Genomic DNA, 15,197 nt, shown 5'->3' with positions numbered 1-15,197 from the left:
TAACAATGAGGTCAACGCTAGCCTCGGTAAAGGCAGTAGTTGGCAAAAATAAACTCTAACAAAAGGGTGAATTCTGAAAGATTGCTCTGGTGATCCTAGCCATGGAAGCCTTGCAAACGGGATGCGTTCATACACAACATAATGTCTTCACCGCTCGCCACGCAGTTAACCCAACGTTTCTTCCGCTACCTGGCCGTCACCAGCCAGAGCAACCCAGCGGTGAGTACTTTGCCCAGCACTCCTGGCCAGTTCGCCATGGCGGAGATGCTGGCTGAGGAACTACGCCAACTCGGCCTGGATAATGTGGTTATTGACGAACATGCCACCGTCACCGCAGTGAAAAAAGGCAACGTACCTGGTGCGCCACGTATCGGATTCATCACCCATATTGATACCGTAGACGTTGGTTTATCGCCGGACATCCATCCACAAATATTGCGTTTTACCGGTGAGGATTTGTGCCTGAACGCGCAGCAAGATATCTGGCTACGCACCGCTGAACACCCGGAAATCAAAGCCTATCCGGGGGAAGAGATTATTTTCAGCGATGGCACCAGCGTGTTGGGGGCGGATAACAAAGCGGCCGTCACGGTAGTGATGACGGTGTTGGAAAACCTTACCGTAGAGGACCAACACGGCGATATCGTGGTGGCGTTTGTACCGGACGAAGAGATTGGCCTGTGTGGCGCCAAAGCGCTGGATCTGGCGCGTTTCGACGTCGACTTTGCCTGGACTATCGACTGCTGCGAATTGGGTGAAGTGGTGTATGAAAACTTCAACGCCGCCAGCGCCGAACTGCGCTTTACCGGCGTGACCAGTCACCCGATGTCCTCTAAAGGTGTGCTGGTGAATCCGCTGCTGATGGCGATGGATTACATCGGCCACTTCGATCGCCAGCAGACTCCTGAGCATACCGAAGGGCGCGAAGGTTATATCTGGTTTAACGGTATGCAGGCATCGCAAAGCGAAGCGCTGCTGAAAGCCAATATCCGTGATTTCGATTTGGCGAATTTTGAGCGCCGCAAACAGCAGATTGGTGAAGTGGCGGAGAAGATTGCTGCGCAATATCCCACCGCTCGGGTGGAGTATCACATCAGCGATACCTACAGCAATATCAGCAATGCCATCACCGATGACCGCCGGGCCATAGATTTGATTTTTGCCGCACTGGCCGAGTTGAACATTGAGCCTAAAGTCATCCCGATGCGCGGCGGTACAGACGGTGCGGCGCTGTCTGCCAAAGGGTTATTAACGCCAAACTTCTTTACCGGCGCGCATAATTTCCATTCACGGTTTGAGTTTTTACCCCTCAAGTCGTTTGAGGCTTCTTATAATGTGGCGTTAACGCTGTGTAAGCTGGCGGCTAAATAAAGGAGGATATCGCTTCAACATTATCGCAGCCAGGCTTATTCAAGCCAGGCTGCGAAAGTTCTATTTGTTTGGTTAACTCGAATAAACACGAAAGCCGCTACGATTTAGCAGATAAAAACTCAGACAGCCGCTATTTTTTCACTATGATCAGATGATAATCGCCGTTTATGCCGATATAGCTGGTCATACCACTATTGAAACTATCCTATCGCCATTATGTTAGCAGCAGTGGGTAACGTACTGATCTTTGTGCCAGGCACTTTGGGTCCCTCAGCCCGATATCAATCTTGGGTGCCTATTACACAATGTTTAAGTGAGTGGGCCTAGAATGGCTGGGCCTGATGGTGGCTTTGCATAGCCATTGGCGTGATGAGAACTATTGAGTCTGCTGTAATAGCCGCTCAGGTGCCAAAACCTTAATATTTCTTTCAAGGGTTGGGAGTATTATCCCCCAACTCCGCAAATTCAGTCTGGGAGTAAACAACATGACTATCGATTTACAACGTCTTCAACAGGTGGCATCGGATGCCTATGCGCAGTATTCCACATTGAGTGGCGGCGAGAATGCCAGCTATATCCCTTTTTTAGCGAGCGTGCCAAGCCATTTAGCCGCCTTGGCGATTGTAACCGTTGACGGGGATATCATTTCTCAGGGGGATGCGGAGTTTCGCTTTGCGCTGGAGTCAATTTCAAAAGTGTGCTCGCTCGCCTTGGCGTTGGAAGATGTTGGCCCACAACAGGTTCAGGACAAGATTGGTGCCGATCCCACTGGCTTGCCCTTTAACTCAGTGATTGCTCTGGAGCTACATAAAGGTAAACCCCTCTCGCCGCTGGTGAATGCCGGGGCAATGTCAACGGTGAGCTTAGTGAAAGCGAGTGACCGTGAAAACCGCTGGTTGCGTATTCTTGATATGCAACAGCAGTTAGCGGGTGCACAAATCGCACTCTCTGACGAGGTGAATGATTCAGAGCAAACGACCAACTTCCATAACCGTGCGATCGCCTGGTTACTCTATAGCGCCGATGCGATGTACTGCGATCCAATGGAAGCCTGCGATGTGTATACCCGTCAATGTTCAACGCTGCTTAATACCATTGAATTGGCCACGATGGGGGCGACAATTGCCGCCGGTGGTATCAACCCCGTCAGCAAAAAGCGAGTGCTGACAGAGTCTAACACGCCCTTTATTTTGGCAGAAATGACGATGGAAGGGATGTATGGTAGTTCTGGCGATTGGGCATACACCGTTGGTTTGCCAGGTAAAAGTGGTGTTGGGGGCGGTATTTTGACCGTGGTGCCTGGTGTAATGGGGATTGCTGCGTTCTCACCACCACTTGATCCCGTTGGTAACAGCGTGCGGGGGCAAAAAATGGTTGCGGCTGTTGCCCAGCAAATGGGATATAACCTTTATCGGGGGCGTTAATCATGAATAGGCCGCCAGTTTCTAAGGGCCTGTATAAAAAATGCAACCGCTGCAATCCATGGCAAGGCTTTACGCATGGCGGGCGTGAAAGTCACGCAGCCGCAGGAAAGGCTATTTTTTGACTATCCCTGAAATATCATTGGTATTGATCAGATGATAGTCGCCGTTCATGTCAGTATAGCTGGTCATACCGCTATTGCGGTCAGTGTCCGGTTCGCCGTGGGCCTGTAGGCTATCGCCATATTTAGTCGTGATAATGTAGTCACTGGTGCAACCTGCCAGCGCCAGTGTCAGGAAAATGAGAGGCAGAAAAGTGAGTTTTTTCATTGGTCAACAGGCTCTTTCCATTTTAACTGCCTCATATTACAGACAAAGTGGCCCGAGATGCAAAGGCTACCTTGTTACACTTCAGCGCGTTTGGGTTTCAAAGATATCCGTCGGTAAATGGGTGTAGTCCACCTTCTTGAGCTTAAAGTTGGTGATATAGACGGGGCCGGCTTTTTGCTCGGAAAGAAACGAGTATTTCGGCGTCAGCTCTTTGGTTTTTATCCCGGTCCACGAAGCGAAAAAGGTCAGGAAATCATTGGCTGAACGAGGGGCTTTAATCAGGCGGTGTTCGGTGTCATCGCTGGAAAGCACCATAAAGGGGACCTGAAAATTTTGTTGAAACTGGTCATCGTGCGCCAGATATTGCACCTGGGTACCGCGCTCTTTAAACGCCAGACCGTGATCGGAGAAGTAGACCATTGAGAAACTTTCCCCGGTATCGCGTAACTGCTGATAGAGCTGTTTTAGCAGGCTGTCAGTTTGCGTCATGGTGTAAAGATAGCAGGAGGTTTCTTTGGATTGTACAAAGTCCACGTATTTCCCCTGAGTTCGGTCGCAGGCTTGCGGATGTGAACCCATCAGGTGCAAGACGATCAGCTGCGGGTTAGTGTTGCGCGGGGCGGCAAAAACCTGGGCGGTCATCTTGAGCAGCGTTTCATCATGGGTATTCTTATCTGCTTCAAAATCACCGTTTTTCAGAAACTGCACTTCATCGGCACGTTTGGCAATGCTGGCGATAGCGGTGTCATATTCACCAATTTGGCCTTGGTTTGAGAACCACCAGGTCTGAAAACCTGCCCGATTGGCCAACGTGACGAAGTTATCTTGATACTGGGGTTTACCGTTAATAACACGGGTTAACGTAATGCCGAGCGATTTCTGTGTTGATCCGCTGGCCGCAATATAGTTAAGCAACAGCGTGCCGTTTACGTGGCTGGCAAAGGGGGTATTGTCCCAGTGCCCACCAAACGCACCTAAGGCATCTCGCCGCGCGCTTTCGCCGATCACTACCATGTAAATATGATACTTCGGTTTCACCGCCAGCACGTTCCAGGAATCTTTCAGTTGCGAAAGCGCCTGCATACGGGCTTTTTCATCAATCACTTCCTGGTTATTGACGATCACATCTCTGACGAAGCGAAACACGGGATAACCAGAATCGGTCAATTTAAACACGCCGCCGTACGCCAGATTCTGTACTGGCGTGACAAAAAAGCAGACCACGCTGATGGTGAGACATAAGCTGTTGAGGGTGTTCCAAGCGCCTTTCGGGGTTGGCTTACGGCGCAACGCGATAATGCCCAGAGCCAGAATAAACAGCGACACCAGATAGCTGTACCACGGGAAGATGGTCAATATCTCGCTGGACTCTTCCACCGAGGTCGAGTGTAACGCCAGCAGGGTATTAAAATTGGGCGAGCCATAGGCCTGAGCAAACGGGAAATACATGGCAGCGATGAGGCTACACAGCCCGATCACACTCTTTTGCAAGCGTGGGCTGAGACGCCACAGCAGCAGTAACACACAGCCGAACGCCACGGCATACAGCAGACTAAATGGATAGCCGAGGGCGAAGTTGATCAGCAGCGACTGCAGGAAATAAAAGCCTGTCCACGGGGTTAGGGTGACGTCACGTGCTGCCAGGGTATCTTTAACCGTTGAGTTCATGTTTACCGAAAGTTATCAAATGCTGTGTGGTAACTCTGACAAGAGAAGAGTCATAAATCCGTGTGGTAGACGGAAAGGGGGAGGAGGGATAGACCGCATCCAGCGAGCCGCTTCATGTACCCGGATGCGAGAAGATAGAGCCGAATGAAAACAAGATCAACTGATAATTACGGGCTGTTTTGAGAGGTTGATTACAATTTCGAGCGGAAAGAGAAGTAAAGTGGATCGGTGCGGATATTCAAGAAAATTGCAGCCCCCTTTGTGTGAACGGATCGTTATCAGTACGCCCCCTTTTTAGGGGTATCCAGAGCATTTTGTATCAGGTTAATCAGTATGGTCCGAGGAGCTATATTGTTACTGTCGCTTAAATCTGGCGTTATTGAAGCGGGGAGGAAATATCCTCGGATGAGGAGTGTTCAACCAGTTTAAATAGCTCGCGCCGTTCCTCTGTGGTGAAATCCCGCCATTCGCCCAGCGGCAACCCTTTCAGAACGATGTTCATAATACGTGCGCGCTCAAGCTTGGTGACTTCATAACCAAAATATTTGCACATGCGGCGGATTTGGCGGTTAAGCCCTTGCACCAGGGTGATGCGAAACACCTGCGGAGCTTCTTTCTCCACTAGGCATTTTTGAGTCACCGTGCCCAGGATGGGGACGCCTGCGCTCATGCCCTGAATAAACTCATCGGTTACTGGTTTGTTGACGGTGACCAGATACTCTTTTTGATGATTATTGCCAGCACGAAGGATCTTATTGACCAGTTCGCCGTCATTGGTCAGGAAAATCAGCCCCTGGGAGTCTTTATCCAGGCGTCCGATAGGAAAGACGCGTCTGCTGTGATTAACGAAATCACCGATATTATCCCGCACGTGCTTCCCCATGCTGGTGATGATGCCAACAGGCTTATTCAGTGCGATAAGCACCAAATCGTCCGCACTACGCGGTTCGATCGGCTGGCCGTTAACTTTCACCATATCCCCGACCAATACCTGATCGCCCAAGGCGGCTAACCGGCCGTTGATGAAAACGTGGCCCTCCTTGATGTGGAGATCGGCAGTGCGACGAGAACAAATGCCGCTGTCGCTAATGTATTTGTTAAGGCGGATAGATGAGTGAGTTAGCATGGTTTCCCCGTCAAACGCGAACTATACATTACCTGGGGGGGACGGAGTCTCTTTTTATTTTTTGACGCTATCGCGTGATTGACCTCACTGGCGGCAGCGCTAATAATGGCAAACGTCGACTCGGGGTGCCCTTAGGGGCTGAGAAATTACCCGTATTACCTGATCTGGATTATGCCAGCGTAGGGATGTCGCGGTATCTCAGCCGGTACCCGCCTTCTTGAACGCCGGTTGGGAGCATTATGTTTACTCGACCTGATGTGTTACCCGGCACCCGTGCCGCGGCCTGTTTTAACCAATTTAAACGCCAACCTCCATTGATCCACTGCCTGACCAACGAAGTGGTGCAAGAGCTGACGGCCAATGTGCTGCTGGCGCTTGGTGCTTCTCCCGCGATGGTGGTGGAACCGGAAGAGGCCGCGCAGTTCAGTCGCGTGGCCGATGCGCTGTTGATCAATATCGGCACCCTGCATGCATCGCGAGCAGAATCAATGCTAGCCGCCATAGAGGCTGCCAATTGTGCTGAAAAACCCTGGTTACTGGATCCGGTTGCCGTTGGGGGATTGGAATATCGCGCTACCTTCGCCCGCCGTTTGCTCACCCTGCGGCCTGTGGCGATCCGTGGCAACGCGTCGGAAATCATTGCATTGAGCGGCCTGCAGACCAGCGCCCGTGGCGTAGATAGCCAGGATGACTCGCTGGTGGCATTACCCGCAGCACAGGTATTGGCGCGTAATTGCGGGGCTATTGTGGCCGTCACCGGTGAGACAGATTACATCACCGATGGCGAGCGAGACTGGGCCGTTACGGGTGGTGATGTATTAATGACGCGCGTGGTGGGGACTGGCTGTGCGCTTTCAGCGGTTGCAGCAGCATTTTGCAGTTTGCCAGGCGATCGGCTGGATAACGTTGCCACCGCTTGCCGCGTGATGGCGCTTTGTGGTGAAAGGGCCACGGCGCAGTGTTCTGGCCCTGGCAGCTTTACTGCCGCCTTCCTGGATGCCCTCTACCAACTGCGGATGGAGGATCTGCTATGAAACGAATTAACGCACTCACCATCGCTGGCACCGATCCTAGCGGCGGGGCCGGTATTCAGGCCGATCTGAAAGCCTTCTCCGCGTTGGGGGCCTATGGCACCAGCGTGATCACCGCGCTGGTGGCGCAGAATACCCGTGGCGTGCAGTCGGTATATCATATCGAACCGGCATTTGTGGCCGCCCAGTTGGATTCGGTACTCAGCGATGTGCGTATCGATAGCGCTAAAATCGGCATGTTGGCTAATGCCGATATCGTGCGGGCAGTGGCCGAGCGCCTACGCCATTACAAGCTGCCTTATGTGGTGCTGGATACGGTGATGCTGGCTAAAAGTGGTGACCCGCTGCTGGCATCTGAGGCGGTGGAGTCCATCCGCCGTGAGCTAATGCCATTGGTTTCCATTATCACGCCGAACTTGCCTGAGGCCGCTGCTTTGCTGGCCTGTGCTCCGGCACAAAACGAAGCGCAAATGCGTGAGCAGGGCCAGGCATTGTTGGCGATGGGCTGTCAGGCGGTGTTGATGAAGGGGGGGCATCTAAGTGAAGAGGAAAGCCCAGATTGGCTATTTGCTCCTGGCTTTGAGCAGCGCTTTAGTGCGCCGCGCATAGCGACCAGGCACACGCACGGCACCGGTTGCACCCTATCTGCGGCACTGGCTGCCCTGCGTCCGCGCCACCAGAGCTGGGCCGATACCGTGGCAGCGGCAAAAAACTACCTGCAACTGGCTTTACAGCAGGCCGATAGCCTGGAGGTGGGGCAGGGTATTGGGCCGGTGCATCATTTCCATGCTTGGTGGTGAGCCAGAGATTGAGTTTAAGCTGGCTAAACGGGTGGTGACATTAATCGAAGGTATTGGTGACAAGCGGGGACGCCTTGCCACAATGTCGGAAGAAATGTCGGAAGAAAATTTACCACCGCTTCCTGGAAGGAAAGCGGTTAATCAGGGTTGGGGCAACCAAAAAAGGGTATTGGCAGGTAGTCTGATGACAAACGCTGAGCCAACTTTCCCGTGTAATTGTGGTCTGAGCTACTTGGAGCTACGCTTTTGATTTACCGAGGGAGAAGACCATGATAGGAAAAAAGAGGTTGCTGGGAGCCCTGGTTGCGGCCCTGCTTGGATTTAGCGCCGGCAGTTTTGCCGAACAGATTATCACTGCTTCAGATCTGATCCAGCAGCCGGGCTACCAAACCAGTTGGAAAAATATGGTGAAGGGCCAGGCACAGTTACCGGGTTGGGCGCGCAAAGGGATCGGCACTTCCACACCAGCCGAAACCGTCACCTGGCAAGGGCAAAGCTACCAGATCGGTAACATCTGCAAGCCGCATGACTGCGCCAATAACTTTATGATTGTGGCTTTCAAAGCAGACAAATCCCAGGCTTGGGGCGTGCGGGTTGAAGTGCCCAATAAGCCGCAGGCTATCGACCATCCGAAGAAATACGCCAAATATCAATGGTTGGGTAAACCGGATGATCAGATGAAAGCGTTGCTGAAGAAACAGTTTGAGGGTAATCCAGACTGGAAGTAACGCTGCTGAGGGGCAAAGCTACGCGCCAAGGCCGTTAAGCGGGCGTAGCATGCTACGCCCCTGCTTGAGAGGTTTGCTACTATCAGCCGATCCCGGCCTGATGCAGGTCGTGCAGATTGATTGCCCCGACCAGTACACCATCGATATCTACCACCGGAGCGGCGCTGATGTGCTGTTCGTGCAGCGCTTCCAGGGCTTCCCCGGCACGCCACTGTTCTGGCAAGCGGTAGCCGGGGCGAGTGATCGCCGGGCTGAGGCCATCATTGAGGCTATTGCCCTTCACCAACCAGCGGCGCAGGTCGCCGTCGGTAAACACGCCCACCACTTTTTGCTGTGCATCACATACGGCTACCAAGCCTAGTCCGGTACGGCTCAACTCCAGCATGGCTTCCATCACGTTGGCGCTTTCTTGCACCATCGGCAGGCGATCGCCAGTACGCATCAAATGATGGACGCGATTTAGCAGGCGAGCACCCAGGCTGCCACCCGGATGGGAGCGGGCAAAGTCCTCGGCATTAAAACCACGCTGGCGCATCAGGGCCATCGCTAATGCATCCCCCATCATCAGCGTAGTCACTCCGCTGGAGGTTGGTGCCAGGCCCATCGGGCAGGCTTCACGTTCAACGCTGATGTCCAACGTACAGGCAGCACCCAGCGCCAGTGGCGACTCTTTGCCACCGGTCATGGCAATGACTGGGATCTTGCTCTCTGCCAGCAGCGGCAGGATCAGATCCAGCTCTTTGGCGCGGCCTGAATAGGAGATGAAGATCACCACATCCTCGGCGCCGATCATCCCCAAATCGCCATGCAAGGCTTCCGCCGGATGGACGAAAAACGACGGGGTGCCGGTGCTGGCCAATGAAGCGGCAATCTTCTTGCCGATATGGCCGGATTTACCAATCCCGGAAATCACCGCCTTGCCACGGCAGTTGAGCAGCAGTTCACAGGCTTGGACAAAGTTGTTATCCAGGCGTGTCAGTAAGCGCTGCGCTTCGGTCAGCTCAATTTCCAGCGTTTCACGGGCAAAGTTGAGCAGGGCAGTGGCGTTACTCATCAAGGGGGTCTCCTACCAGAATGATATTGATACCTTTGGCCTGTAGCGCAGCCAGGTAATCCGGGTTGATGCCGTTATCGGTGATCAAAGTATCCACGACGCTCAGATCGCACACCACGTTAGGGCTTTTGCGGCCAAACTTCGAGGAATCGACCAGCAATACAATGCGGCTGGCGGCTTCACACATCGCCTTGCTGACATTATGCACCTCATTAAAGGTGGTGACACCCGCATTGAGGTCGACACCGTCGGCCCCAATAAACAGCTTGTCGAAGCTGAACTGCTGAAATGCCGATTCCGCTAGGCTGCCGTGAAATGAGGCAGATTTTTTCCGGTAGGTGCCGCCGGGCATCAGGATGGTTTGATCGTTATCCAGTTCCACCAGCGCGTTAACGATAGTCAGGCTGTTGGTCATCACGGTGATGTTATTGAACTGCGCCAGATGCGGCACCATCTGCAATACCGTGCTGCCCGCGTCAAAGATCAGTGAATCGCCATCGTCGATCAGCTTGATGGCCGCATAGGCGATCTGGCGTTTCTTTTCGGTGTTGATATGGGTTTTACGATCGATGGGCTGATCGCCATCGTCACGGCTAAGCACCACGCCGCCATAGGTGCGGATCACCTCGCCTTCTTCTTCCAGCAAGGTGAGATCTTTACGGATGGTGGTGCCGGTCGTGGAAAAATGCTCTGCCAGGGCATCCACTGCCGTTTTGCCATGCCGCTGCAAGTATTCGAGGATAGCGGCTTGCCGCTGCTTTGGTTTCATAGAGATCCCTGTTCACAAGAGTTGACCATTCCTCTCGGTGATATAGTTCACTATGAAAGGTAATGTCTTTTAATGTGAAAATATCATGATTTCGGTGCGATCGCTAACGATAGTGCAGTTTGGCATGCCCGATCCTCAGGGAAGATCACATCTGGGCAGAGTTGTTGTTGGTGCATGCCATGTAACTGCGTGAGTTGTTTCGGCTGGGCGAAGATGGTCAGGCCACGCATCAGCATGCTGCCACAGACTCGTTGTTGGGCGTCAAACGCCAGCGCCAATACCACGCGGGGTTTGAACCTCCCCCCAGAGCGGCCAACGCCCACGGTGCCCAACTGGCACAGGCTCTCGAACGCGCGGTTAAAGCGTTGGAGCTGCCACCAACCCAGGGCGATTTGCATCAGCCAGGCGATAACGGCGAAGGTAACTAGTGCGCTGGTCATACGGTTGTTCTCCTGCGTGAAAATGAAAGGGAGTCCGATGATCGTCCCCTCACCCTAACCCTCTCCCACAGGGAGAGGGGACTGTACGTGCCACAAGTTTGCTCCTGCACCAGACCGCGGCTCCGGACTGGCTCCCTCTCCCTAAAACAGGTGTCCATGAGGAGCATGGTCTATGCATTGGGAGAGGGTGGGGGTGAGGGGCTGTTAGGTACATATTCTAGTTAGCCCTTATTCCCAACCCGTAAATCAGAACATCACCTGGCCACCGGTAATGTTGATCGACTGGCCGGTACAGTAAGAGGCTTTGTCGCTGGCATAAAACAGCAGCGTGTTCAGCACGTCCTGATAGTCACAGCCGCGTTTCAGCGGAACCTTATCGGTATAATACTTCTCGACCTCTTCAGGCTTGATCCCCAGCTTCTGCGCATATTGCGGCAATAGCGACTGGAACATCGGCGACTTCAACAGGTTACCGAGCATCAGGGAGTGCACGGTGATCCCGTAATCGGCCAGATCGAGCGCCAGCGACTGCGTCAATCCAACGCCACCGAACTTGGCGGCGCTGTAGCCGGAATTATGCTTACTGCCGACCTTGCCGGATTTAGAGTTGATTTGAATGATGCGTCCGGCGATACCGTCGCGGATCATCAGGCGAGAGAACTCGCGGGCACACAGGAAATAACCCACCAGGTTCACCTGCAAGGAGCGGTCAAAGTCCCCCAGTGGGAAATCGGTGATCGGCGCGGCTTTGGCAATCCCGGCGCTATACACCAACAGGTTTGTCTGACCGAAAGCCCGGTCAACCGCGCTAGCCAGCGCGATAACGCTGGCCTCATCGGTGGCATCGGCCTGGAAACCGATGGCGCGATCGGCCCCGAACTCCTGATTGATTTGCTGTGCCACCAGATTGGCGTTGTCGGCATTCAAATCGGCGACCGCAACGCGATAACCCGCTTCAGCCAGGCCATGGCACAGGAAAGCACCCAACGTTTGGCCACCGCCAATCACTACAGCTACTTCAGACATGATCTACTCCTTATGCGATAAATTTCAGTGTGCTGCCTAACGGGATATCAGCGGGCGTGCTGCCTATTACGTGGATCGTGCCAGGGAATTCAGCCTGAGTTTCTCCATCAAAACGTACGGTGATATGGCCCAATTCGCGCAGGTTCTGGGTGGCAACCTCTCCGACAGCGGTGATGGGGTAGCGCCGGTCGCCAAGCTCCATTACGCCCCCGGTTTGTAATTCACCGGCGGTCTCGCCGTGCTGGTGGATGAAGCAGTACTCTTCAATATCTGCCGGTGCGCCTTCGCGGAAGGTGATCAGCATGTTGTCCAACAGTGCGTCACGGGCGCAGCCGCCAATCTGGGTGATCGTGGTCTGGAAAATGGTGCTCATGGTTTTCCTCCGGGCAATTTATTGGTAGATAAAGGCCGATGCGGCCCAGGCGATCAGTACCGTAGGGGCGCCAGTGAGGAAGCGCCCAACCAATACCGAAGGGACGCCGACACGTACCGTATCCTGCTTGGCCTCTGCCAGGGACAGACCTACCGGGATAAAGTCACAGGCGGCCTGGGCGTTAATGGCGAACAGCGCCGGGAGAGCCAACTGAGGGGGGATATGGCCAAGACCAATCTGTACGCCCACCAACACGCCGATGACCTGAGCGATGACGGCGCCAGGGCCGAGGAACGGTGAAAGCAGGGGGAAGGAACAGATCAGCGCCAATGTCACCAAGCCGATTGGGCTGTTGGCCAGCGGCGTCAGGCCGTGGGCGATAAAGTCACCCAGACCAGAGGCCATGATGATGCCGATCAGCGCCGAGACGAAGGCCATAAACGGCAAAATGGTTTTTAACACGGTGTCGATGGTGTCACGTCCGGCCTGGAAAAATACCGCTACAACTGACCCCATACCCATCCCGACTTTTGCCAACAGGCCATCGCTCTGTTCGGTGATTTTTTTGCTGGTATCGTAGTCACGTACCTTTGGTTGTGGCTGTTTTTCAGTGGGCAGAGGAGTTTCAGACCCTTGTGCAACCTCAATCAGGCTGATGTTGTTTTCCCGCACGCCGGAAACGTAAATATCCTCCAGAATAAACTGCGCCAGCGGGCCAGAACGGCCAGTTGAATGAATATTGATGGTTGGGATGCGGCGTTTAGGGTAGATGCCACAACGCAACGTCCCCCCACAGTCAATAATCGCCAGGCCAATCTCTTCCGCCGGTGGTTCGCCTTCTTTGAAACCGTCGACCGCAGGCCAGCCGGTTAAATCGCTGAGCTTATCGACGATCGCCGGACGGGTACCAGCGGTGATATAGACGATTTTCTTACCGGGTTCGATAGGTAACTGTAGTGGGCCACCCCAACCGCCAGCACCTTTCTCAATACGGATATAAGCACTCATGCTGCGCTCCACAAATTAAAGTTGAACCTGGCGATCCAGTTGGATGCCCATCTTGCGTTCAAACACGCTGGTGGTGAGATCGGTGATCCAACCGCGGAAGAAGTTGGTGAACAGCCCAACCAGGAAATAACTCACTGCCAGAGGGGCCAACGGCAAGCCAAGCGTGGTCAAACCGCTGGCAATTCCGAGGTAAACGAACAGTTCGCCAGGGTTGATATGGGGGAACAGGCCGTTCATGGAGTGGCAACTGTAGGAGGCTGCGGCGTAATAACTGGGTTTATATTTCTCTGGCATAAAACGTCCGAGACTCAACGTCATCGGATTACAAAACACAAAGGTGCCGATCAGGGGGAGCAGCAGGTAGCGTGAAACCGGGTTACCGGCACAGCGCTGTGCCAAACGTTCGATACGTTCCTGGCCAACAAAGTTGATCAACGCGTTCATGATAACTAACAGGCTGATCAACAACGGTAAAATGCCGGTCACCATACCGACAAACACTTCTCCGCCTTTTTGGAACAGGCCGATAAACCATTCGGCTCCGTGGGTTATTAGCTCAATCATTTTTTTCTCCTGTGATGGATGCTATGGCCTGGAGCGAAGTGCGGCTCTGTCGCCATGGGTCATACAGTAACCACTTTGCTGCGGTTTTTGTTTTAAATGGATCACACTTTGAAAGATAAATATTTTATTGTGAAAGTTAAAGATGAAAGAAAAGTAATTAATGATGAAAGGAGAGAAGGGTTAGGACATGAAAAAGGCCCAGCAGAGCTGAGCCTTGAAGACTAATAATTTGATAAATAACGATTAAGCGATGGTAACGCTGTTGTCGAGATAGGTGTCCTGCACGGCATTGATCAGGGCGATGCCATCCTTCATCGATTTCTTGAACGCTTTACGCCCCAGGATCAGGCCCATCCCGCCAGCCCGCTTGTTGATCACGGCGGTACGCACTGACTCTTGCAGATCGTTTTCCCCTGCCGCGCCGCCAGAGTTGATTAAACCAGCACGGCCCATGTAGCAGTTTGCCAACTGGTAGCGCACCAGATCGATTGGGTGATCGGTGGTCAGCTTGTCATAGACGCGATCGTCGGTATAACCGAATTTCACCGCACGGTAGCCGCCGTTGTTCTCGGCCATTTTCTGTTTAACGATATCGGCACCGATGGTGGCCGCAATGTGGTTGGCTTGGCCGGTCAGATCGGCGCTGGAATGATAATCGACGCCATCCTTGTTGAACGCAGGGTTACGTAGATAGGCCCACAATACGGTCACCATGCCCAGTTCGTGAGCGCGCTCAAAGGCAATCGAGATCTCTTCAATCTGGCGGCGTGATTGCTCGGAACCGAAGTAAATGGTTGCACCAACCGCCACCGCACCCATGTTGAACGCCTGCTCAACGCTGGCATACAGGGTCTGGTCGTATTGCGTTGGATAGCTCAGGGTTTCGTTGTGGTTCAGTTTGACCAGGAACGGGATCTTGTGGGCATAGCGGCGGGAGACTGAAGCCAGCACGCCGTAAGTGGATGCCACGCAGTTACACCCGGCTTCGATCGCCAGTTCAACGATATTTTTCGGATCAAAATAGAGCGGGTTGGCGGCAAACGAGGCCCCGGCAGAGTGCTCCACGCCCTGATCGACCGGCAGGATAGACAGGTAACCGGTGCCCGCCAGGCGGCCATGGTTGAACAAGGTTTGCATTGAGCGCAGCACGCTGTTTGGGCGGTTGTTGTCGATCATCACCCGATCAACAAAGTCGCCACCGGGCAGGTACAGATTTTCCGCAGGGATGGTGGCGCAGCGGTGCTGCAAAAGGTCTTCCGCTTCCTTACCTAACAATTGTGCAATATCCGTCATGATTCACTCCCGTTAAAGCTTCCTATACACCGGTAACTCTGGGTATTTGGCCACCGGCGTAGTCAAAAGCGGTGATTGAAGCTATGCAAAAGATACTAATCAAAACCTGATGGTGCGAAGAGACAATAGATGCGATTGAGAAGAAATGCTATTTAGAAGGCAAAATTTGCGAGTGAGCGCTTGTTGATGGCGTCC

The 15,197-nt window shown here is 53.4% G+C and carries 17 protein-coding genes and 1 riboswitch; of the genes, 6 read left to right on the top strand and 11 right to left on the bottom strand.

Translation table 11 applies throughout. The annotated features are described in order from the left end of the window. The first annotated feature begins 141 nt into the window (after window positions 1–141). Together pepT and glsA are read left to right on the top strand one after the other, a co-directional pair. Window positions 142–1,371, top strand: coding sequence for a peptidase T (gene pepT / locus ACKWMY_RS04275; RefSeq protein ID WP_409485944.1), 1,230 nt, complete (start codon window positions 142–144; stop codon window positions 1,369–1,371). 485 nt (window positions 1,372–1,856) lie between these two features. Continuing rightward, entirely contained in the window at window positions 1,857–2,795 is a 939-nt protein-coding gene (gene glsA / locus ACKWMY_RS04270; protein WP_074029435.1) for a glutaminase A, read from the top strand. A gap of 111 nt (window positions 2,796–2,906) precedes the next feature. Here the strand turns inward: glsA and ACKWMY_RS04265 are convergent, their stop codons facing one another. The 3 genes from ACKWMY_RS04265 to rluF all read right to left on the bottom strand — a co-directional run bounded on the left by ACKWMY_RS04265 (window position 2,907) and on the right by rluF (window position 5,916). Then, on the bottom strand, window positions 2,907–3,122 hold the full coding sequence (locus ACKWMY_RS04265) for a YgdI/YgdR family lipoprotein (RefSeq protein WP_024527015.1): 216 nt from the start codon (window positions 3,120–3,122) through the stop codon (window positions 2,907–2,909). 81 nt (window positions 3,123–3,203) lie between these two features. Beyond that, on the bottom strand, window positions 3,204–4,790 hold the full coding sequence (locus ACKWMY_RS04260) for a phosphoethanolamine transferase (protein WP_024527016.1): 1,587 nt from the start codon (window positions 4,788–4,790) through the stop codon (window positions 3,204–3,206). 376 nt (window positions 4,791–5,166) lie between these two features. Beyond that, window positions 5,167–5,916, bottom strand: a complete 750-nt coding sequence (rluF, locus tag ACKWMY_RS04255) for a 23S rRNA pseudouridine(2604) synthase RluF (RefSeq protein ID WP_024527017.1) — start codon at window positions 5,914–5,916, stop codon at window positions 5,167–5,169. Between the two features lie 111 nt (window positions 5,917–6,027). Next, window positions 6,028–6,119, top strand: a riboswitch (TPP riboswitch). Between the two features lie 36 nt (window positions 6,120–6,155). On the opposite strand from rluF, the gene thiM reads away from it, so the two are divergent. Genes thiM through ACKWMY_RS04235 form a run of 4 tightly spaced genes read left to right on the top strand, consistent with a single transcriptional unit; the run spans window position 6,156 to window position 8,475 of the window. Continuing rightward, entirely contained in the window at window positions 6,156–6,950 is a 795-nt protein-coding gene (gene thiM, locus ACKWMY_RS04250; RefSeq protein WP_024527018.1) for a hydroxyethylthiazole kinase, read from the top strand. Then, complete coding sequence (gene thiD / locus ACKWMY_RS04245) at window positions 6,947–7,747, top strand: bifunctional hydroxymethylpyrimidine kinase/phosphomethylpyrimidine kinase (RefSeq protein WP_024527019.1); 801 nt, start codon at window positions 6,947–6,949, stop codon at window positions 7,745–7,747. Before thiM ends, thiD begins: the two co-directional genes overlap by 4 nt. After that, window positions 7,734–7,997 (top strand): hypothetical protein, encoded by a 264-nt coding sequence (locus tag ACKWMY_RS04240; RefSeq protein WP_409485943.1) that lies wholly within the window; start codon window positions 7,734–7,736, stop codon window positions 7,995–7,997. The genes thiD and ACKWMY_RS04240 overlap by 14 nt, the downstream gene beginning before the upstream one ends. Before the next feature lie 19 nt (window positions 7,998–8,016). Then, complete coding sequence (locus ACKWMY_RS04235) at window positions 8,017–8,475, top strand: inhibitor of vertebrate lysozyme family protein (protein ID WP_409485942.1); 459 nt, start codon at window positions 8,017–8,019, stop codon at window positions 8,473–8,475. Window positions 8,476–8,557: 82 nt separating this feature from the next. On the opposite strand, the gene gutQ is transcribed toward ACKWMY_RS04235, so the two are convergent. From gutQ to fbaB, 8 genes are all read right to left on the bottom strand, one after another. Continuing rightward, a complete protein-coding gene (gene gutQ, locus ACKWMY_RS04230; protein ID WP_309205219.1) occupies window positions 8,558–9,529 on the bottom strand; it encodes an arabinose-5-phosphate isomerase GutQ in 972 nt (323 codons plus the stop codon). Next, on the bottom strand, window positions 9,522–10,298 hold the full coding sequence (locus ACKWMY_RS04225; RefSeq protein ID WP_021178807.1) for a DNA-binding transcriptional repressor: 777 nt from the start codon (window positions 10,296–10,298) through the stop codon (window positions 9,522–9,524). The genes gutQ and ACKWMY_RS04225 overlap by 8 nt, the downstream gene beginning before the upstream one ends. Before the next feature lie 83 nt (window positions 10,299–10,381). Continuing rightward, complete coding sequence (gutM, locus tag ACKWMY_RS04220; protein WP_024527023.1) at window positions 10,382–10,738, bottom strand: transcriptional regulator GutM; 357 nt, start codon at window positions 10,736–10,738, stop codon at window positions 10,382–10,384. A 246-nt stretch (window positions 10,739–10,984) separates the two neighbouring features. Then, window positions 10,985–11,764 (bottom strand): sorbitol-6-phosphate dehydrogenase, encoded by a 780-nt coding sequence (gene srlD / locus ACKWMY_RS04215; RefSeq protein ID WP_024527024.1) that lies wholly within the window; start codon window positions 11,762–11,764, stop codon window positions 10,985–10,987. A gap of 10 nt (window positions 11,765–11,774) precedes the next feature. Beyond that, window positions 11,775–12,137, bottom strand: coding sequence for a PTS glucitol/sorbitol transporter subunit IIA (gene srlB / locus ACKWMY_RS04210; protein ID WP_211135643.1), 363 nt, complete (start codon window positions 12,135–12,137; stop codon window positions 11,775–11,777). 18 nt (window positions 12,138–12,155) lie between these two features. Beyond that, complete coding sequence (locus tag ACKWMY_RS04205) at window positions 12,156–13,145, bottom strand: PTS glucitol/sorbitol transporter subunit IIB (RefSeq protein WP_024527025.1); 990 nt, start codon at window positions 13,143–13,145, stop codon at window positions 12,156–12,158. Between the two features lie 15 nt (window positions 13,146–13,160). Further along, window positions 13,161–13,709, bottom strand: a complete 549-nt coding sequence (locus ACKWMY_RS04200; RefSeq protein ID WP_021178802.1) for a PTS glucitol/sorbitol transporter subunit IIC — start codon at window positions 13,707–13,709, stop codon at window positions 13,161–13,163. A gap of 243 nt (window positions 13,710–13,952) precedes the next feature. Then, window positions 13,953–15,002, bottom strand: a complete 1,050-nt coding sequence (gene fbaB / locus ACKWMY_RS04195) for a class I fructose-bisphosphate aldolase (RefSeq protein ID WP_409485941.1) — start codon at window positions 15,000–15,002, stop codon at window positions 13,953–13,955. Window positions 15,003–15,197 lie beyond the last annotated feature (195 nt).

This window comes from Serratia sp. J2, assembly GCF_046269175.1.
GTDB lineage: Bacteria > Pseudomonadota > Gammaproteobacteria > Enterobacterales > Enterobacteriaceae > Chania > Chania fonticola_C.
The sequence above is the reverse complement of the archived record's forward strand: the minus strand, read 5'-3'. Positions and strand labels throughout refer to the sequence as shown.

Excerpts from the sequence above, each read along its gene's own strand:
- thiD (WP_024527019.1), top strand. The coding sequence starts at position 6,947 with ATGAAACGAATTAACGCACTCACCATCGCTGGCACCGATCCTAGCGGC.
- thiM (WP_024527018.1), top strand. The coding sequence starts at position 6,156 with ATGTTTACTCGACCTGATGTGTTACCCGGCACCCGTGCCGCGGCCTGT.
- ACKWMY_RS04240 (WP_409485943.1), top strand. The coding sequence starts at position 7,734 with ATGCTTGGTGGTGAGCCAGAGATTGAGTTTAAGCTGGCTAAACGGGTG.
- ACKWMY_RS04265 (WP_024527015.1), bottom strand. The coding sequence starts at position 3,122 with ATGAAAAAACTCACTTTTCTGCCTCTCATTTTCCTGACACTGGCGCTG.
- ACKWMY_RS04205 (WP_024527025.1), bottom strand. The coding sequence starts at position 13,145 with ATGAGTGCTTATATCCGTATTGAGAAAGGTGCTGGCGGTTGGGGTGGC.
- pepT (WP_409485944.1), top strand. The coding sequence starts at position 142 with ATGTCTTCACCGCTCGCCACGCAGTTAACCCAACGTTTCTTCCGCTAC.
- srlB (WP_211135643.1), bottom strand. The coding sequence starts at position 12,137 with ATGAGCACCATTTTCCAGACCACGATCACCCAGATTGGCGGCTGCGCC.
- ACKWMY_RS04260 (WP_024527016.1), bottom strand. The coding sequence starts at position 4,790 with ATGAACTCAACGGTTAAAGATACCCTGGCAGCACGTGACGTCACCCTA.
- srlD (WP_024527024.1), bottom strand. The coding sequence starts at position 11,764 with ATGTCTGAAGTAGCTGTAGTGATTGGCGGTGGCCAAACGTTGGGTGCT.
- ACKWMY_RS04235 (WP_409485942.1), top strand. The coding sequence starts at position 8,017 with ATGATAGGAAAAAAGAGGTTGCTGGGAGCCCTGGTTGCGGCCCTGCTT.
- ACKWMY_RS04225 (WP_021178807.1), bottom strand. The coding sequence starts at position 10,298 with ATGAAACCAAAGCAGCGGCAAGCCGCTATCCTCGAATACTTGCAGCGG.
- rluF (WP_024527017.1), bottom strand. The coding sequence starts at position 5,916 with ATGCTAACTCACTCATCTATCCGCCTTAACAAATACATTAGCGACAGC.
- gutQ (WP_309205219.1), bottom strand. The coding sequence starts at position 9,529 with ATGAGTAACGCCACTGCCCTGCTCAACTTTGCCCGTGAAACGCTGGAA.
- gutM (WP_024527023.1), bottom strand. The coding sequence starts at position 10,738 with ATGACCAGCGCACTAGTTACCTTCGCCGTTATCGCCTGGCTGATGCAA.
- glsA (WP_074029435.1), top strand. The coding sequence starts at position 1,857 with ATGACTATCGATTTACAACGTCTTCAACAGGTGGCATCGGATGCCTAT.
- fbaB (WP_409485941.1), bottom strand. The coding sequence starts at position 15,002 with ATGACGGATATTGCACAATTGTTAGGTAAGGAAGCGGAAGACCTTTTG.
- ACKWMY_RS04200 (WP_021178802.1), bottom strand. The coding sequence starts at position 13,709 with ATGATTGAGCTAATAACCCACGGAGCCGAATGGTTTATCGGCCTGTTC.